This is a genomic window from Chengkuizengella sp. SCS-71B (assembly GCF_040100845.1).
Classification (GTDB): Bacteria; Bacillota; Bacilli; order Paenibacillales; family KCTC-33759; genus Chengkuizengella.
Map to the genome: position 1 here is coordinate 3,524,448 of NZ_JAZHSH010000001.1, position 19,104 is coordinate 3,543,551.

At 33.7% G+C, this 19,104-nt stretch carries 17 protein-coding genes; 6 read left to right on the forward strand and 11 right to left on the reverse strand.

Going from position 1 to position 19,104, the window contains the following annotated elements:
* The first annotated feature begins 208 nt into the window (after nucleotides 1–208).
* Complete coding sequence (locus VQL36_RS17300; protein ID WP_349250501.1) at nucleotides 209–1,486, forward strand: UDP-glucose/GDP-mannose dehydrogenase family protein; 1,278 nt, start codon at nucleotides 209–211, stop codon at nucleotides 1,484–1,486.
* Nucleotides 1,487–1,593: 107 nt separating this feature from the next.
* Here VQL36_RS17300 and VQL36_RS17305 read toward each other — a convergent pair whose 3' ends face one another.
* The 4 genes from VQL36_RS17305 to VQL36_RS17320 all read right to left on the reverse strand — a co-directional run bounded on the left by VQL36_RS17305 (nucleotide 1,594) and on the right by VQL36_RS17320 (nucleotide 4,953).
* Nucleotides 1,594–1,845: a hypothetical protein gene (locus VQL36_RS17305; protein ID WP_349250502.1), complete on the reverse strand. Its 252-nt coding sequence runs from the start codon at nucleotides 1,843–1,845 to the stop codon at nucleotides 1,594–1,596.
* An 83-nt stretch (nucleotides 1,846–1,928) separates the two neighbouring features.
* Complete coding sequence (locus VQL36_RS17310; RefSeq protein WP_349250503.1) at nucleotides 1,929–2,699, reverse strand: hypothetical protein; 771 nt, start codon at nucleotides 2,697–2,699, stop codon at nucleotides 1,929–1,931.
* A gap of 40 nt (nucleotides 2,700–2,739) precedes the next feature.
* Complete coding sequence (locus VQL36_RS17315) at nucleotides 2,740–3,807, reverse strand: CotS family spore coat protein (protein WP_349250504.1); 1,068 nt, start codon at nucleotides 3,805–3,807, stop codon at nucleotides 2,740–2,742.
* Between the two features lie 6 nt (nucleotides 3,808–3,813).
* A complete protein-coding gene (locus VQL36_RS17320) occupies nucleotides 3,814–4,953 on the reverse strand; it encodes a glycosyltransferase family 4 protein (protein ID WP_349250505.1) in 1,140 nt (379 codons plus the stop codon).
* Between the two features lie 226 nt (nucleotides 4,954–5,179).
* Here VQL36_RS17320 and VQL36_RS17325 point away from each other — a divergent pair, with 226 nt between their 5' ends.
* The 4 genes from VQL36_RS17325 (at nucleotide 5,180) to VQL36_RS17340 (ending at nucleotide 9,017) form a co-directional block, all read left to right on the forward strand.
* A complete protein-coding gene (locus VQL36_RS17325; RefSeq protein WP_349250506.1) occupies nucleotides 5,180–5,989 on the forward strand; it encodes a UTP--glucose-1-phosphate uridylyltransferase in 810 nt (269 codons plus the stop codon).
* A 6-nt stretch (nucleotides 5,990–5,995) separates the two neighbouring features.
* Nucleotides 5,996–7,084 (forward strand): glycosyltransferase family 4 protein, encoded by a 1,089-nt coding sequence (locus VQL36_RS17330; RefSeq protein WP_349250507.1) that lies wholly within the window; start codon nucleotides 5,996–5,998, stop codon nucleotides 7,082–7,084.
* A 19-nt stretch (nucleotides 7,085–7,103) separates the two neighbouring features.
* Nucleotides 7,104–7,874, forward strand: coding sequence for a HipA family kinase (locus VQL36_RS17335; protein WP_349250508.1), 771 nt, complete (start codon nucleotides 7,104–7,106; stop codon nucleotides 7,872–7,874).
* A 69-nt stretch (nucleotides 7,875–7,943) separates the two neighbouring features.
* The gene (locus VQL36_RS17340; RefSeq protein WP_349250509.1) at nucleotides 7,944–9,017 is read left to right on the forward strand and encodes a CotS family spore coat protein; all 1,074 of its coding nucleotides are present in this window, start codon (nucleotides 7,944–7,946) and stop codon (nucleotides 9,015–9,017) included.
* A gap of 119 nt (nucleotides 9,018–9,136) precedes the next feature.
* Here VQL36_RS17340 and VQL36_RS17345 read toward each other — a convergent pair whose 3' ends face one another.
* From VQL36_RS17345 to VQL36_RS17360, 4 genes are all read right to left on the reverse strand, one after another.
* The gene (locus VQL36_RS17345) at nucleotides 9,137–10,519 is read right to left on the reverse strand and encodes a DEAD/DEAH box helicase (protein WP_349251207.1); all 1,383 of its coding nucleotides are present in this window, start codon (nucleotides 10,517–10,519) and stop codon (nucleotides 9,137–9,139) included.
* A gap of 257 nt (nucleotides 10,520–10,776) precedes the next feature.
* Entirely contained in the window at nucleotides 10,777–12,540 is a 1,764-nt protein-coding gene (locus tag VQL36_RS17350) for an ABC transporter ATP-binding protein (protein WP_349250510.1), read from the reverse strand.
* Between the two features lie 55 nt (nucleotides 12,541–12,595).
* Nucleotides 12,596–14,338 (reverse strand): ABC transporter ATP-binding protein, encoded by a 1,743-nt coding sequence (locus VQL36_RS17355; protein ID WP_349250511.1) that lies wholly within the window; start codon nucleotides 14,336–14,338, stop codon nucleotides 12,596–12,598.
* A 76-nt stretch (nucleotides 14,339–14,414) separates the two neighbouring features.
* A complete protein-coding gene (locus tag VQL36_RS17360; RefSeq protein WP_349250512.1) occupies nucleotides 14,415–14,636 on the reverse strand; it encodes a YdbC family protein in 222 nt (73 codons plus the stop codon).
* 314 nt (nucleotides 14,637–14,950) lie between these two features.
* On the opposite strand from VQL36_RS17360, the gene VQL36_RS17365 reads away from it, so the two are divergent.
* The gene (locus VQL36_RS17365; protein ID WP_349250513.1) at nucleotides 14,951–15,790 is read left to right on the forward strand and encodes a DUF2935 domain-containing protein; all 840 of its coding nucleotides are present in this window, start codon (nucleotides 14,951–14,953) and stop codon (nucleotides 15,788–15,790) included.
* 40 nt (nucleotides 15,791–15,830) lie between these two features.
* Here VQL36_RS17365 and VQL36_RS17370 read toward each other — a convergent pair whose 3' ends face one another.
* The 3 genes from VQL36_RS17370 to VQL36_RS17380 form a co-directional block, all read right to left on the reverse strand.
* Nucleotides 15,831–16,148 (reverse strand): thioredoxin family protein, encoded by a 318-nt coding sequence (locus VQL36_RS17370; protein WP_349250514.1) that lies wholly within the window; start codon nucleotides 16,146–16,148, stop codon nucleotides 15,831–15,833.
* 224 nt (nucleotides 16,149–16,372) lie between these two features.
* Nucleotides 16,373–18,448 (reverse strand): peptidase M6, encoded by a 2,076-nt coding sequence (locus tag VQL36_RS17375; RefSeq protein ID WP_349250515.1) that lies wholly within the window; start codon nucleotides 18,446–18,448, stop codon nucleotides 16,373–16,375.
* A 432-nt stretch (nucleotides 18,449–18,880) separates the two neighbouring features.
* Nucleotides 18,881–19,075 (reverse strand): 4-oxalocrotonate tautomerase family protein, encoded by a 195-nt coding sequence (locus VQL36_RS17380; RefSeq protein ID WP_349250516.1) that lies wholly within the window; start codon nucleotides 19,073–19,075, stop codon nucleotides 18,881–18,883.
* Between the last annotated feature and the right edge of the window lie 29 nt (nucleotides 19,076–19,104).

A 19,104-nucleotide genomic window follows, 5' to 3' on the forward strand; every position in this document is an offset into this window, starting at 1 on the left:
GTAAAAATAAAATTGCTTCAAGTATTCTCATAGATTCATAGCCTTACAATTGTGACTTAAAGCTATGTTGCCACCTCCAAAATAATAATTCGTCATAATCCTTTTTATGTCGATATTATACCATTTCAAATCTTTTAAATTCCATTGTCACAAAATCAATTGGTTTGATATAAACTATATCATCTCTTCAACACGAAGGAGTGTTCATATGGAAATTTGTGTCATAGGAGCAGGATATGTTGGTTTAACATCAGCCGTAGTTTTTGCAAGGCTTGGTCATAAGGTTAGATGTGTAGATAAAGACAGTGAAAAAATAAAAAGGCTGCAAGAAGGTTCTATTACAATATTTGAACCAGGTTTAGAAAAATTACTCGTTAGTTTTAACAGAAACATCTCTTTTTCTGAAAATATTGAAGATGCAATTGGAGCAACAGAAATTATTCTTATCGCTGTAGGTACACCTCCGCTTCCAGATGGGGAAGCTGATTTACGATATATACAAGATGTCATGCACACAATAGCAAATTCAATTTTTTCTCATAAAACCATTATTACAAAAAGCACCGTTCCGATTGGAACTAATGATAAACTCGTGGAAATGTTACTTGAACTTGAAGTAAAACGAAGTCGATTTCATATTGTATCTAATCCAGAATTTCTCAGGGAAGGTTCTGCTGTGAATGATATGTTACATCCTGACAAAATAGTTGTTGGATTAGAAAATCATGATCAACAGTCTCTAGTAACGATGAAACAACTATACTACGGTATTGATGCCCCATTTGTCGTTACTAGTTTAAAGGGAGCTGAAATGATAAAATATGCATCCAATTCTTTTTTAGCAACTAAAATCTCTTTTATGAATGAAATGGCGAGAATATGTGATGTATTTGACGTAGATATAATGGATGTTGCTAAAGGAATTGGTAGCGATCCAAGAATAGGAACTGAATTTTTACAAGCTGGAATCGGCTATGGAGGGTCCTGCTTTCCTAAAGATCTTCAATCCTTAATTCATACATCAAAAAAGCAAGAGCTGTTTCCAAAACTTCTCATGGCTACGGAAGAAGTTAATCGAACCCAAGTAGATGTTTATATGAATAAATTAAAGTCTTATATTCCAAACTTATCAAACAAAAAAATCACCGTATTAGGTCTTTCCTTTAAACCAAACACAGATGATATTAGATCATCCCCAGCGATTAGATTGATTCATAAGCTAGTTGCACATGATGCTAAGGTGCACGTTTATGACCCAAAAGCAAAGTATGATACCACCCATGTCATTCAATTCCATCATGTAAATGATGCTTTGAATGATGCTGATTGTATCATTCTGGCTACAGACTGGAATGAGTTTTTATATTTAGATTGGATTGATATTAAACAGCGAGTGAATGGTAATATTGTACTGGATACTCGAAATTTTTTAAATAGAAAATCCATAGAAAAACACGGATTCACATACGTTGGCATAGGTCGTTAGATTATGTGCAAAATGAAGATAAACTCCCTAATGATGTTTAGGGAGTAAAAAAGATCTGATTCAACTTATAAGAATCAGATCTTTCTTTCTGCAATCATTTTTAATATCTACTCATCGTCGTCATCGTCATCGTCATCGTCATCATCTTCTTCGTCGTTTTCATCACCTACATCTTCACCAATGAGATATTCATAAGTACTGCCATCATCATATTCTAATTCAACTTCTAATTCTTCAAATGACCCATTCCTAATTTGTTCCAACACAGCTTTTAAAACATGCTCTGCACTTTTTTTATGAGACAGTTCAAACCCTTCTTCGAAGTCCAAATCTACCTTCACTTTATTTACTTTTCCCACCTAAATTCCTCCTCATCCTTTGGTAATTACGCTACATGATATGCAATAACCCATACATAATTGACTAATTTAATAATGTTTTTTTACTTCTTTTTCTTACGATTCCTTCTTTTCTGGGCTTTACCTTCTTTAGCGTTGAATAACCACGGTGGGGCTGCTTGTTCATTAGGTACAATAACTTTATTTGATTTTTTTTCTTTTTTATTCACTTGTTTTTCATTTGTTTGCTTCTTATTTGTTTGCTTCTCATTTGTTTGCTTCTCATTTGTTTGCTTTTCATTTGTTTGCTTTTCATTTGTTTGCTTTTCATTTGTTTGCTTTTCATTTGTTTGCTTTTCATTTGTTTGCTTTTCATTTGTTTGCTTCTCATTCTCTTGCTTCTTTTCTTGATTATCAGCCGGCTTTTCAACTTCTTCTTTTGTAGAAGTCTCTTCTATTTCTTTTATAGGCTCTTCAGAATTTATTATCTTTATTAAATTAGCTTTTGTTCCTTTACTGCTATACATTTTGTTTTCGTATGCCTCCTCTCCACTTATTTGATCAACAATGTTCATTTCTCCTATGATGCTTTCTTGTACATGCTCAGATTTTTCTGAATCATTAAAAGCTATCTCTGTTTTCTCACTTTGTAAGTTATCTTCTACACCTACACTTTCTAGACTTTCATCAGTAACTTGCTCGGTCACTAGTCCTACACTTGGATATTCCTGCAATGGTTTTCCTTCTAAATTTGCTAGGTTTTCCTCTACGGCTGATTCATTGAGTACAATTTTTTCATGGTTTTCAAGCATTTTTTCATATTCAGCAAAGCTCCATCCCATAGGTCCTGGTGGAGAAAACTTAAATTTTTCCAATTCAAGCTTTGGAATGTTATATTGTGTGTCTAATTTTTTTTTATTGCTCAGCCTTCTCACCTCGCTCACCTTCTTTTATGGCTTCCGTTATTTCAGAGAATTGATTAAGAAACCGTTCTTTAGAATCCTCAACTGCAATAATATTTTGTAAAGCCCAAATGTATTTTTCATCACCCCATGAACGTTTTTGACTTAAAAAATACTTGTGTACAATCGCACAGAAAAGATGTGGAAATTTCAAATCAGTCCAAAGAACACGATATTGATCTCTAGTTAATGGATAACAAGCATCGTATTCACGAAGCAATTGAATACTAAAATCAATATCCCATACGGACAGTTTCTTCATCATTTTATTTAAGATAATTCGTAAATCTCTAGAAGGTAAATCATACGTTATTGAATGAAGCTCCCTCATGAAAGGCTCCCCATTTACTTCAGTAAATCGTGCAAGTGTAAAATCCTGTTGGCAATAACTTTTGTCTTCAATCGACTGTTTGATCCAATGTTCATAAGGACCATCATCAAGTTCTTTTAAAGCAGTTCTTCCTCTTTCGAGCATTTTATCTGCATATTCTAAAAATAAAACAGAAAAAGGTTCATCTGGATAGGTTTGAGCTAAAAGTTTGTTTCCTTCTAACTCTTGTAGTTTCCACCTGAACAACTTATGCCATTTATTCAACCTGCTTCGTGTTTTACTCTCAAAAGCTGGAACATACCCTTTTGACAATTGATGGAATTTGCCTGCAAAATCTAGTATCTTCTTCATTTGCTCTTTATTGTAATAAATCATTTCATTTCCTTTTGCATGATCATATACAACGTAAGCATGATCTTCCGCACCTATACAAATAGCTCCATTTTTCGTTTTATGAATAGGAGTAATTGCCAATCCTTTTTGAACTAAATCATTATGGGCACCAGCAATAAATAGCATTCGTTTCGGATTCATATGTGCTTGCTTCAGTATTTTTTTACCTTGATCTGTATCCACTTCCCATGTTGTTCTGCCGCTTCTGCTTTCTAATAATCTAACTTCCCCAATATCAAACGGGTATAAATGTAGTACTCGTTTTAGATGTTTTTCTTGAGTATATTCCTGTTCCAAATGTCATCACCTCTCCTTGACTCCCTCATAAACTTGCATTAAATTTTCTGCAACTCGATTCCAGCTAAAGTTCTTCTCTACTTTATTGCGACCATACTTACCCATGCTGGTTCGTTTGCTAGAATCATTTAATAACAAATTAATCGCTTTTGCATACGCTAGTGGATTTTCAAAATCATGAATGATGTAACCGTTTTTCCCTTCTTCAATGACTTCTGGATTACCGCCTCGATTGCTCGTAATAAGCGGTAGACCTGCTGCCATCGCTTCATAATGAACACGAGCAAGAGGTTCTTGCCATTGTGAAGAGCATACAAAAACATCAGACATTGCATACAACTGAGGAATATTTTGCGGTCTAACAAATTTAATAAAAGTCACATTATTTTCAAATATTGCACCTAACGTATACAAATGCCTTACATAGTTGTTTAAATTATCGTCACCAAACCATTTGGAGCCGATAAATACCATCATCACTTCAGGGTTTTTTTCAATAATGGTTGGAAGTGCTTGAAGGAGGAGATGTGGACCCTTTACTTTGCTAAGTCTGCCCACAAATAAAACTACTTTTTTTCCTTGTAACTCCAGTTCACCTCTAACATGATTTCTCGTCTTCTTACCTACTACAGACCACGAAGGTTGATATTGATGTAAGTCAACACCAGAATATACGGTTTTTGTTTTATTTTTTGCTTCCGGAAATCGATCTGTAATTGTGCTACCTATAAAATCACTTACCGTTACAATTTGGGAAACCTGTTGTACACAACGTTTTCCTTCTGCATCCGTCATTTTTTCATAGGAGAACATTTCATTATGAACACTTAAAACGAATTTCGTTTGTGGTGCAGCATCAGAAAGCTGCTCAATCCAGTTGGGACGATTGCATAAGTGAACCACATCAAAATTTTCTACTTGTATATATTGCTCAATCATTTTAACATATTGATTTTCAGGAAAACGAACATATCTTACATTCCTTTTGGATTCTTCGTTTTGTAACTCTGTGTCTTGTATAGAAATTACGGTCACATCATGTTTATTAGCAATAATGGAAGCAACCGAGTTTAAATATATTTGAATAGCCCCACCTCTTATTGCTGGTACCGGTAGTTTCTCTGTAGAGATTAAAGCAATTTTCATTTTCAGCCTCCATTCATAGTTCAAGTTCATGTTCAAAAATTTCAGTTTTGCTAGGACTTATGAACAACATCTTATGAAGTAATTGTATTCTTTCTGTATGATACGAGAATGAAATGAAGGGTGTTCCTATTCTCATTCGATTTTAAAAAAATTGGGTTTTTAGACAACTTCCCACTTAAATTCAACAGAATATACTGGATTAAAAAATAAGAGGAGTTATGTAAATGTGATAAAAAAAGCAATTATACCTGCAGCAGGTTACGGCACGCGTTGTTTACCAATTTCAAAAGTGGTACCTAAAGAGTTATTTCCAATTGGAAACAAACCCGCTATTGATTACATTGTTGAAGAAGCTGTTGCCTCTGGGATTGAAGAAATATTAATCATCGTCTCCCGTTCAAAAAATTTAATTTTTGATTATTTTGATCGATCTATTGAATTAGAAACTTTTTTACAGCAAAAAAACAAAAATCATTTATTAGACAAAATTAAACCACCTGATGTTCATATTCAATATATAAGACAGCCCTTTGCAAAAGGTCTTGGTGATGCCATAAAGTTAGGAGAGCGATTCATCCAAAATGAACCATTTGCAGTGTTGTTGCCTGATGAAATTATATTAAATCACAAAATACCTGCCTTAAAACAATTAACTAGTGTTTATGAAAAACATAAAGAAAGCGTATTAGGACTTTATGAAGTAAATCCCAAGCAGCTTTCAAACTATGGCATTGTAAAAACAAACAAGATTGAAACTGATTTATTTAAAGTAACTCATATCGTTGAAAAACCTAACCATAACCCTCCATCGAATTTAGCAGTAATAGGAAGGTATGTATTTACACCAACGATTTTTTCTTATTTGGAAAATATCAAAACAGGTGTAGATGGAGAAATTCAGCTTACTGACGCCATCAATGAACTTCGAAAGAAAGAAGCGTGCCTTGGTAAACTTATTACGGCTGAACGTTTTGATATAGGGAGAAAAGAAGAATATCTAAAAGCGATCACATATTTAAAGGATATTGAGGAGTGACTAAACTTGAAATTATTAGTCATATGGCGCCTTTTAACTGTTGGCGGAGTAAATGCTGGATGGCGTAATCGTGCCATTTTCTTCAAAAAACATGGGATAGATATTGAATTTTTATACTGTAAGGATCTTGGCGGTTTGCATATGATGAAGGATGTTGCGCCTGTTTATGTAACAAATGATGAGAATGAAATTCATCATTTATTGGAGCACAATCATTATGATGTTGTCATTGTGGTAGATACAAATCAAGCTTACAAATGGTTGTCACATACAAATTTTAAGGGACCAATATTGATAGAAGCTCGGACCCCTGAGATTATTAAGCTAAAGCGTAATTTAGAGGGCTTTGATAAAGTGAAACCGACCAAATTTGTAGTTCCATCTGAGCATCAGAGAAGAGTTTTATCCATTTTAGTTAAACATAACTCTCCAACAGAAGTCATCTATAATGGGGTAGATACTTCTTTTTTCAGAAAACTTCCGGAAGATCAAATTGATCTGACGGCTGATCCCCCTATCGCATCAAATAAAAAAATTGTCGCATATATTGGAAGGTTAGATCAGAGGAAAAATTGGAAACAACTTATTAAAATCGCCCGTCTTGTACAATCAGAACGAGATGACATTGAGTTTTGGGTCATTGGTGGTGATCAAAGTAAAGACCGAACAAAATTTGAAAACCAAAGGAATAAACAGCAGCTAAATGAGGTCATTAAATGGTTTCCTGTCATCCCTTATCAACAAATGCCTCACCTTTATGCAAAAATTAAACAAACGGGTGGATGTACGATTGCAACAACTAAAGGTGAATCTTTTGGAAATACCTTCATTGAAGCCATGGCTTGTGGAGTCCCTGTTGTTGCACCAAATGTATCTTCTATACCTGAGATTGTTGTTCATAAAAAAACCGGATATTTATTTTACGAAAACCATATTAAAGAAGCAGCAAAATCTATTTATACAATACTGGATGATCCTACTTTATACGAGCATTTATCTAATGCTTCAATCCAAAGAGTAGATAACTATTTTTCCATTTCAAAGTGTGCAGACAAATATATTCAAATGCTCCATAATGTACTGAAAGAGAGTTGATCAAAAGATGCTTCCCGTCTTGTATCATAAGCCTTTAAAAAGTAAATCAAACCATAAGCATCTTGTTTCTTTTGACAATCATCAAAACTATGCTGTGCATTTTTTGCATGCGGGTAATGAAAAATCATTAATGAATGAATGGATCGCTTATTGTATTGCAAAATATATGGAAATTCCTGTACCAGAAGTTCAAATTATTGAAATGCCAAATATATTTTTAGAGGAAATACCAAATCTTAATGCTTATTATCAACATGATTTATCCAAAAAACAATCTGCAATCCTTTACTTGGAGGAAACTATTCCTTTAAATGAAGCAGAAGCGCGCCATATTATAAATGTGGATGACATTGCAAAAATGATCGTATTTGATTATTGGTTATGTAATACAAATCGTACACATCATAATGTGCTGCTAAAATACGAAACACCTGGCGTTTATCATTGCTGGATCATGGATCATTCTGAAATATTCTCCTCAATATCTTGGACAGCTGCTGATTTAGAAAGTTTACCCGAAACTTTACTACAAAATGTAACCCACGAAACTCTAGCTAATTTTATTCCAAATGAAAGAGAATTTATTGAACAAATTAAAGTCATTCAAACTATTCCATCTCTGTTACTTGAGGAAATATTATCTCTGATACCAGAGGAATGGAAATTGTCAGAAAAAGAACAAAAAAATGTACTAAAGACTTTAAATTACAGGCGTTATAAAGTGATTCCACGTGTTATCAATCAGTTTATTAATGAAATATATTCACCTTTGGTTAAGAACAGAAAATGAATAAACAACACAAATACAGGAGCTCAGTTAAACAATATCTTAAAAAATAGTATAAGGATGGTGAGAGGTTTGAATGTAGACCCTTTACAAGGTGAAAATAAGGAAGAAAGCAATGAATATGTTTTGTCCCCTGAAGAAGAACAAAAACTAATTCAACTAGCAGATACGATTATTAGTAATTGGGATAAAAAAGTGAATCTAATTGAAGTCATTCAAGGCGGACAAATGGCCATCGTTTGGAAGGTTCATACAGAGGAAGGTCCATTTTGTTTAAAAAGAATCCATCGCCCAGAAAAGAAAGCACTGTTCTCAATTCATGCGCAGGATTACTTAGCAAAAAAAGGAACTAGAGTACCTGGTATCATCCCAAACAAAAACGGTGAACTATATACAAAGCATGGACCTTTTTTGTTTGTAGTTTATGAATGGATAGAGGGGAGACCTTTTGAATTAACCGTTACAGAAGATCTACAATTCATAATGAGAGGACTTGCAACTTTCCACATCGCGTCAGTTGGATATTTACCACCTCCTGGTGTTCCTGTTTTTAAAAAACTTGGTCGTTGGCCAAATCATTATATTAAAAGATGTCAACAGATGGAGACATGGAAGTTAGTTGCAAAACAATTCCCAGATGATCCATTTTCTCAAGCTTATTTAACAGAGATTGATGTGTTTATTAAGGAAGGAATTGATACGTTACGAAGATTACAAGAAAGCGATTATATGAATTGGGTTGAGCAATTAGGAGCAACCCCAAATTTATGTCATCAAGATTATGGAACAGGAAACACGCTTCTTGATCTTGATCAACAAATATGGGTGATTGATCTAGATACCGTTTCCTATGATTTACCCATTCGTGATTTGAGAAAAATGATTATCCCATTACTTGATACAACAGGTGTATGGAACGAGGAACAATTTAATATTATGATTGAAGCGTATGAATCCGTTGCGCCTCTAACCTCGGAACAAAAACAAATTATGTTTATTGATATGTTATTTCCTTATGAATTATATGATGTCATTCGAGAAAGATACGTAAGAAAATCCCCAATGTTAGTGGATGAACTTCATGGTGCCCTAGAGTATGAAAGAATTAAATCCCGGGAATTAAATAAACTGATTCATCAAGTTTGAGGATCAGTTTATAGAGGTTGTTCAAAAAAAGATTATATAGTTTAAAAAAGGGTTCCTTCGCTCAATTTGAACATCGTAAATTGTAGGAACCCTTTATTTTTCTTTTCCATAAAATGGAATCATTTATAGCTTTTTTTACTGCTTTTTTTAGCCTTAGCAGGCCTTGCTGCTTTTATATTGTTTCTTTTTCCAACAGGTTTTGATGAAGTTCTAGCTTCTCCTCTTCTACTTTCTCCTCGTCGACTTCCACCACGTCCCCCTTTTTGCTCATTATTCTCTTTAGCATTTTTTGCTTTATTTCCAAATTTACGTCCAACGTTATTATTTTTCCTCTGATTTGAATTTCTATTTGCACTTTTATTTTTATTAGAACGTCTAACGGTCGTTTCTCCATCTACAGTTTGTTTTTTTATGGAGATCTTTATTCCTCTTTCAATCTGATTTAATGCATTACGATCTTTAGGGGCTACAAATGTAATTGCTAATCCTTTTTCACCAGCTCGTCCAGTTCTTCCTATTCGATGAACATAACTTTCCACATCCTGAGGAATATCGTAGTTAAACACATGAGTAACTCCCTCGACATCCAGTCCACGGGCAGCAACATCTGTAGCAATTAGGAATTGAATTTTCAATTCGCGGAATCGCTTCATTACCTGTTCTCTTTTGGCTTGGGATAAATCACCGTGAAGCTCATCTGAATTCAATCCTTTTTCTCTTAACGCCTCATTTAATTTACTTGCTCTTCGCTTTGTCCGACAGAATATAATCGCTAAAAATGGTCGATATTTCTCGATAGTGCTTACTAATGCAGCTTCCTTCGCACGGTCTGTAGTTTCGATTGCGATTTGTTTGATATCTGATACAGTGATCTCCGTATCTTTTACGCGAATATCTTCTGGTTTTCTCATATATCGATTGGCTAAAGACCTTACTTGCTGTGGCATCGTTGCTGAGAATAACATCGTCTGTCTGCTGGATGGTGTACGCTGAATAATTTCTTCAACTTCAGATAAAAAGCCAATGTGCAGCATTTGATCTGCTTCATCCAGTACAAGCATGGAAACATTAGAAAGTTTGATCGTTCCACGTCCTAAATGATCTATAATACGACCTGGTGTACCTACAATAATCTGATTATTTCCTTTTAATTTATGTAACTGTTTTTCCACATCTTGTCCACCATATACAGCTAATACATTAAGATTTTGTATCTTAGCAACGAGCTTTTTCACTTCAGCAGTTACTTGTAGCGCTAATTCACGAGTCGGTGTAACAATAATCGCTTGAATTTCTGGTTTATCTGGATCTATTTTTTCTAATATAGGCAATATAAACGCTAAGGTTTTCCCTGTTCCTGTTTGAGCCTTACCAATAACATCTTTTCCTTCCAATAGATGAGGAATCGCTTGTTGTTGAATTGGAGTAGGTTTGAATATTCCGTTTTCTTTTAAGAGGTTATTTATTTCTTCCCTTATGCCAAGCTGTAAAAAATTTTGCATTTTCATATACCTTCTTTTTCTGTTTATATTGAATAGCATTTTCCTTATAATTGTTATTTATGCTATTGTGAATCAGAGTAATAATTGTGCGTGTAAAAAGCACCACATAGGGTGCTTTCAAAAGTATTATTCTTTTATTAATATTTCAACTTTATCATATTATCATAATCTCGCAAAGGAATTATTTTTTATAATGTATTAAATAATGAATCAGGAGATAGTAAATTAGGCTTATTTAATACTTCTATGTGATTTTTCTATGATGTAGATGCAGCTTTTTCTGCTCTTTCTCCTTTTTGCAGCTGATACATCTTATGATACCGGCCTTTTAATTCCATTAACTCATCGTGATTACCTCGTTCTACGATTTCACCTCTATGAAGTACTAGAATTTGATCTGCATCACGAATCGTAGACAATCTATGTGCAATTACAAACGTTGTTCTTCCTTCACTTACGACCTTAAGTGCTTTTTGAATCAATCCTTCAGTTTCACTGTCAATACTAGCCGTGGCTTCGTCTAAAATTAAAATGGCTGGATCAAAAGCCAAGGCTCTTGCAAATGAAATCAATTGTCGTTGTCCTGCAGATAAAGTACTTCCTCGTTCAACAACTGGTTCATCATACCCATTTGGGAGTTGTTCAACAAATGTGGAAGCCCCTACTTTTTGCAACGCATCCTTCACTTTGTTTATATCTATATCTTCATTATACAAACTAACATTGAACTTAATATCCCCTGCAAAGAGAAATGGATCTTGTAATACAATCCCCATGTGTTTTCGTAAAGCTTGTTTGGAAAAGGTAGTAACATCTACATTATCGATCGTTATTTTTCCTTCGTTTGGTTCATAAAACCCTAGTAGGAGATTCATGATTGAGCTTTTTCCCGATCCAGTATGCCCTACAAGAGCAATCGTTTCTCCTTTTTGAGCTTCAAATGAAATATTCTTTAAAACATTTTCACCTGGCTTATAGGCAAATGTCACATTATTAAATCGGACACGCCCCTCTGGACGAGGCGTTTGATCCGCATTATGTACTTCTGTTCCATCCATATCAAGTATAGTAAAAACTCTGCCCGCTGAGACAAAAGCTCTCTGTGCATTTGTAAGCTGATCAAATATGCCTATAATAGGCTGGAATATACGACCTAAATAATCTATGAATACGTAAAACACTCCAAATTGAATCGCTCCCTCTAACGATTGACTCCCAAAGTACCATATGACCATTGCCGTAACTAATCTTCCAATCGTACCAACTGCATTTCGAGATGAAAGTGAAAAAACACGAATCTGTTTTATTTGATTTACATAACGATCTTGATTTAAATTTTCAAATTCATCAACCGTTAATTTTTCCCTACGAAATGCCTGAATAACAGGCATAACATTAATGGACTCATTTATCATTGCGTTCATATCACTTAATCGAGCACGCATAATCGTAATAAAAACTTTTGAATATTTAAGATGTATGTACATAATCAATGCAAAAATAGGAAAAAGCAAAAGACAAAGAAGCGCCAACCTAACATCTAATATAAATAGAAACACAAAAATACCTATTAGCTGTACTGCACTTACAACAAAAGTTGCCATAAAACTCATAAACAAATCACGTATTGCCTCGGTATCATTTGCTATTCTTGATACAACTTGACCTATGGGTGTATTATCAAAATAACGGATAGAAATGCGTTGAATATGTTTCATTAAATCCATTCGCATATTTTTGATGATACGTAAGGCGGTTGTTTGCAATGTATATCCTTGTATAAAATTTAAAACACTTGCTGTGATTAGAAGACCTACATAAAGTCCAATTAAACTCAAAATAGGTGATATTTCTATATCTTCATTAGAAAGATGATTATCAATAATAATTTGAATAATTAATGGTCCTCCTAGTTCTGCACCAACAGCACCGCAAAGAATAAGGAGTGCGGCTATAATTCTATATTTAAAATGAAGAGCATAGTTAAAAAGCCTCCTGGTAACTTTTTGTTTAGGCTCCATGAATATCACTCCTTTTACATGTTTACATGTGCTACATCAAAATAATTTATTTCACTTATTCATTTAAACTAGCTTCCATTTGTTGATGCTCCCACTGCTCTTTATACCAGCCACCATGAAACATAAGCTCCTCATGTGTTCCTTGGTCAATTACTCTGCCTTCATCCAAAACAAGTATCCAATCAGCATGACTCACTGCTGATAATCGATGTGAAGAAATCAATGTTGTCTTTCCTGCACGTTCATTTCTGATTTCATGTAAGATTATATTTTCTGTTTTTGCATCTACAGCTGATAGCGAATCATCTAATATAAGAATCTCAGCATCAAGCAACAATGCTCTAGCAATGGCAACACGCTGCTTCTGACCACCAGACAACATCACACCTTGCTCACCAATTACTGTTTCAAGCCCATCAGTCATCCTTGATACATCTTTGGTGAAGGAAGCCATTTTAATAGCTCTATCAATTTCTTCTTGTGTTGCATCTTGTTTTCCTAACTTAATATTTTCTTTTAATGTTTTGGATAATAGCATATGCTCTTGTGGAACATAGGATACCCAGCTTTTCAATTGTTCTAGGCTTATTTGTTCTACAGGAATTTTAGAAATAAACAATTTTTCTTTATCGATAGGATATTGTCTCAACAGTTGTTTCAATAGTGTACTTTTTCCACTTCCTGTTCGACCTACAATTCCTAACGTCTGTCCACGTTGTAAGCGAAAAGAAACTTGGTCCAAACTTTTCATATTGGAACCTGGGTATTGAAAGGTAAGTTCCTTCATTTCTATACTTAATGGAGCATCCACTTTTTTTGTTACTTCTTCATCCTTTACATCTGGTTGCTGAGATAAAATGTTATCCATTCGATCTGCAGAAGCACTTCCGCGCTGTAAGACATTTATAAACTCACCAAAAGCAATCATTGGCCAAATTAACATACCTAAAAAAATGTTAAACGTGATTAACTCTCCTAATGTTATTTCGTTCTGAATGACTAAATAAGATCCATAACTAATTCCAATTGCTACACTCAATCCCACAATGAGTGAAATTGAAGGTTGAAAAAGAGCATTAAAAATAGCCACTTTTCTATTTTTATTCAATACTTCTGTAGTCACCTTATCAAAAGCAGCAATATCGTTTTCCTCTTGAACGTAAGAACGTATGACTCTCATCCCAGATATAGACTCCAAGGCTTGATCATTCATTTTACCAAATGAAGCTTGCGCTTCAAGGAAATTAACTCTTACATTTTTCCCAAGTTTGTTAATCACTAAAGCTAGAAAAGGAAGAGGGATGAAAGCTGCCAGCATCAATTTATAACTAATTAAAGAAACCATCATAATCACAACAACCGAAACGCCTACTACCGTATTCACCAAAGTCATTACACCGAATCCAGCTGTTTGACCGATTGCCAGTACATCGTTCGTAGCTAAAGCCATCAAATCTCCTGTCGTATTCCTTTGAAAAAAACCTGGAGTCATCTTAGTTAAATTTGTTAGAAGTTTTTTTCTTAAAATCGTTTCAATTAAAGCCGAATTACGAAACAAAGTTGTGATCCAAGTAAAAACTAATATGTAGAGTAAAATTGCTAAAAACAGAAGTAAAAGTACAGTTTTGGTTAAAGATTCTGAAGTTAACTCATTATCCCCAATTTGATCTACAATGTTTCCTATCATTATAGGTGGGATCATGGTAAGGAGAGTTACAATAGTCATAATGGTAATTGCTATCACATAACTTTTCCAACGCTGTTTAAAAAACCATTTTAGTTTGATCACAAAAGACATATATCTACTCCTTTTCTATATAGAATCATATACCAATATTATAATTGCAGTTTATCTTTTTATATTTTTTCTTCAATTAAAAATCAATTTCTTTTAAAACTTGTTGTAACAGTTTTACCTCATCATTTGATAATGTCACGCCTTTACCCATCTTCGTATGATCGGGAGCCCAATCACGAATGTCATACTTCGGATCACGACCATTCCAACTTATTAAGTTAAATTCTTTTTTCCAACCTTTAGGTGACTCTGAAAGTGTTGCAATCGTTTTAAGTATTTCAAATTTGATCTCTGCCATGAAGAATACCTCCCGTTATTATGGTTTGACGTATAAGTAAACACTTTTATATAATAGCTAATTATTTCTCATCTAATTTAAGATAGTAAGAATTAATTATACCATAAAATAAGAATTGGACAAACATTTGTTCTAAATTTAAGTATAAGTTTTATAACCTTCTGACATACAAACTAAGATGCATCATAAACTAAAGTAGTTGAATCAATTTCATAAAGCCTACTTCACTTGGAGGTGCGGTGTTTGATTAAAATTTCACACCCAAATTGGGTGTCACGGGTATTAAACTGAGAATAAAAAAGGGGGAATTAAAGATGAACAACGAAAATCAACTAACTGCATGGGAAGAGCATCAATTTTGGTTGGAAATATTAGAAGACCATGCTCATTTCATTCACGATTTTTTAGCCCCATCTGAGCAAAAATGGATAGGAATTGCTTCTCAATATATCCATGCCTTTCGTTCTTTAAGAAAGAAACTGGATTCTATAAATCCAAATCTCTCTTATTCCTCTCCTGAAATGAAAAATTTTGCTTCCGAAGTTTATCCTGTTGCAGAAGGTTACTATAAATTTGAAGGACATATACAACATTTAAGACTACAAAACAAAGTGAATTTAAATATGTGGCCAACGTACTTAAATGGGACATTGAGCGAAAACAGAGAATATCTTAGAATATTATCTTATGCCATGAGAGGTGAAACCCCATCCCCTTTATCATTAGTTGATTTATTAGAACTTTGGTTAGACGATCACTTAGGACACGCACTTTTATTCATAGACATCATGGATCCAGTAGAAAGACTTCTACTAAATCAAGCTAAAAAATCAGAAGAGGAATTCCTCGCACATATACTAAAAAATCGCCAAATTAGAGGTTATTTAATATTTACTGCACCTGGTTTCCCAGTACAAAGAGGGTTTGCCAAAGAAGTATCTGAATCTGTTGTTTCATTATATGGTTTAGTAGAAAAACTAGTTGAAATGTATAAAGACAGTGAAGTTTTAAACAGGTCAACATTACGTTTTATAGAACACCATTTCCCTGAATCATGTTATTTCCTACGCAAATTAGCTGCATATAATCCTGACATTTATAAAATCGAAAATTGTCCGTTAACGAAACCATCATTCCAAGAGGGAAATGGATAAAGCCATCAGACAATGTCCAATGGCTTTTCAAAATAAGTATTTATCTCAACTCATTAAGGTATTCTCTAATCTGATCAGGGGTTTTTGCAAACTTACTGTGTAAATGGGCTATCTTCTCCCCATTTTTGTAAACTAATAAACTTGGAATGCCTCTAACTTCATATTCCTCTGATAGGTTTTGAAATTCTTCTGCATCAATTGCTAAAAACTGTTTATCCGAATGCTCATCAACAATAGGATCAATAAATCGATCAAGGTTTTTACAATCTGGACACCAAGTTGTATCAAACTTCATCACTGTAAATTTATTATTGTTAATTTGTTCTTTAAATTGTTCTAATGTTTGAATTCGTTCCATTTAATATCACTCCCTTATTTGTTTATGTGCTCATTATATACTTACTAAATGAAAGTATCTGTTAAATAGATTACAATAACATTTAAAAATTAGACCACTAAAACAATCTATCTTTGAACAAGAAAAGGGATTATCCGTTGATCTTCTTAAAAGACCTTTTGGACAATCCCTTCTCATATATCTTTCTAATATTCTTAAATTTTATTCTTAACTTCTATATTCAATTAATTATCTTTTGGATTTCCCTGGCTCTTAGTAGTAATTTCATAAGTGAAGTCTACTGCACCTTTTTCTCCACCTGTTGGAGCATACCAGACAATCATATAATTTGTACCATCTTTAAATAATTGACGTAATTCAAGTGCTTTTTCTTCTGTCACATTAAATGGTTCTACATCTACAACTTTATATTTTGTATGTTTTCCATCTTCACCTACATTACGTTCGTTGATAAACGTTACAGCATATTTTACGTATTCACCTTTTAATTCATTCAATGAATACAATCCATTTAAAGAACTTCCATCTTGAGTATATCCAATTTCAGGGATAGAAATATTATCCACGAACCAACCTGTATCATTGTAACCCCAATCTGTTAAGAAACGGAAGGATACCCAGATCTCTTGTCCTGCATATGCAGATAAATCAAATGTTTCTTGCTGCCAATCTGTATAATGTCCTGTAAATCCAGGTAGGTTTTCCTTAATTTTTGGATAACCATTATCTACAATATCAGAACGCGTATTTTCATTGGCTAAATTAGTCCAAGTTGCCCCTTCATCTACAGAAACTTGAACCACACCGAAATCCCATTGCTCTTCAATATCAATGAAGTTATCAAAAGTTAAAGTTGCTTCCTCTACACCTGTAAGATCGGCTGTAATGACAATACTATTATCAATTTCATCTCCCTGATTAGCCCATAATACTTTATTGTCAGAACCTAATGGATCTGCAACAGTTAACCATTTTGCAGGTAAGAAATCAACACCATCAAAGTTTATTGAACGTATTTTATCATCAATCTCAATCACTTTATAGTTAGCTCCCCAAGCCGGAACTCCATCCTTCTCAAATTCAGCAGCAGATTCAAAATTGATCTTTAAATCAATGCTTTCAAATTCATATTTTCCATCTCCAGGTGTAGCACTGTCGATAGCTAAAGCAGTGCTAAAGTTTTTAAACAATTCACCAAACTCTATTCCTGTATCAAATGCAGCTAATTGATTATTCACACTTTCAATACCGTTAGCTTCATCATTTAATAAAGCTTGTACAAATTCCTGACCAAATTGTTCATTTAAATATAGCTGTAACAAGTAGGCTTGTCCATAATCAGCTAATGTTTCAGGGGAACCACTATTATAATACTCATCCCATTCCACAAGTGAATTTTCTGGGTGATCAAGGAAATAGTTTACATGACCCATTGGGTGCCCATATCCAACGATATATTCTGCAAAATCGGACATTCCTTCATTAATCCAATTTGTTTCATCTCTATCTTTATCACTATGAATAAGATGCTGATACTCATGAGCAACAGTACCGAAGAATGTACTCTCTAATCTATTCTCCCAATCTGCAGAATCGATAGTTATAATATTACGATCTATGTATTGTTCATAAGCTGTCCAGAAAAACCCAGCTACGAAAAACGGATAAGTTGGGTCTTCGTACTGTTCGTCAATAATATTATCTACTAGAATAATATTTTTACCTTCCTCAGATAAATAATAGTCTTCTGGGAAACCTATAAGACCTGGTAATTCGGCATTCGAACCAGTAAGTGTATCTTCATTACCAAAGAAATCTACTACCCTAGGATAAATGATCTGTTCAAACTCGTCTTTCATTTTATCCGCTTGTTCTTGTGTGACCACATGAGCAGGTCGACTATCTCCCTCAGGGAATGAAAGATCATCAGCAACCCATACTTCTACGTTATCGCCAACACTTCTTAATGTAAATGTTTTCAAACTTAAATTTCTATTTAAGAAGTATTTAGTTCCCCCATTAAATGTAAAGTTACCGTCTGAAGCTTCTTCAGAGCTAGAACCTTCTTCATTTTCAGAAATGATAGTAGCTTGTTCTTTAAGTTGCTCCTCAGCTTTTTGTAAAAAGTCGGAATCTTGGGATTGATGTCTTAATTCAGAGCCAATGTCTATGACATCTCCATATCTTGCAGTATCAACATCATTAGTTGCTGCAGAAACTTGACCTCCAGAAAATGTTGGAACAATTAGTGAGATCGATAATAAAGCTGTCGAAATTGCAGAAATTACTCTTTTTTTCATCATTTTTCTCCTCTCATGCATATGTATTTACAAGACCTTCATATGATAATCTATTAAATCAGATTCTTTAAAGGCTTGTTTATATTCAGTATACATACCTTAATATCGATATTGTGTCGAAATTCGTTGTTATTATAGGGTGTATTTTAGGAACTTTTGTCGAAAAATATAATATATTATTATATTTGTAATATTTTAGTATAAATAATTCTCAAACTTCTCAGAAAGATTATTGTTATTGAAAATAGTAAAAAGAGGAGTGCCAATAGATAAATATTTATAAATCAATTAGAATTTGAATTTCAAAATGATAATGGTTCGAGTCCATCCAAGAAGGATGTTCAAAAAGTATAAATAATTCTTACAAACAAAAAAACAAGGAGAGCTAAGGCAAACTCCTCGTTTTTGATATCATTTTTAAACCCATGATCTTTACTGTTTTCGATAGTCATCCGTTAAAATTCCAGAAAAACCCCAATTTTCATCCTCAATTTCTTGGATCACAATATGTGTATGTTCTGGATTTTTACCAAGTACATTTACTAGCGTTTCCGTAAACTCTTTTACAATTTGAGCTTTTTGATCACGAGTAGCTCCTTTTGTTATTTGAAGATTTATGTATGGCATAACTTATATCCTCCTTCAAGAAAGTTAAT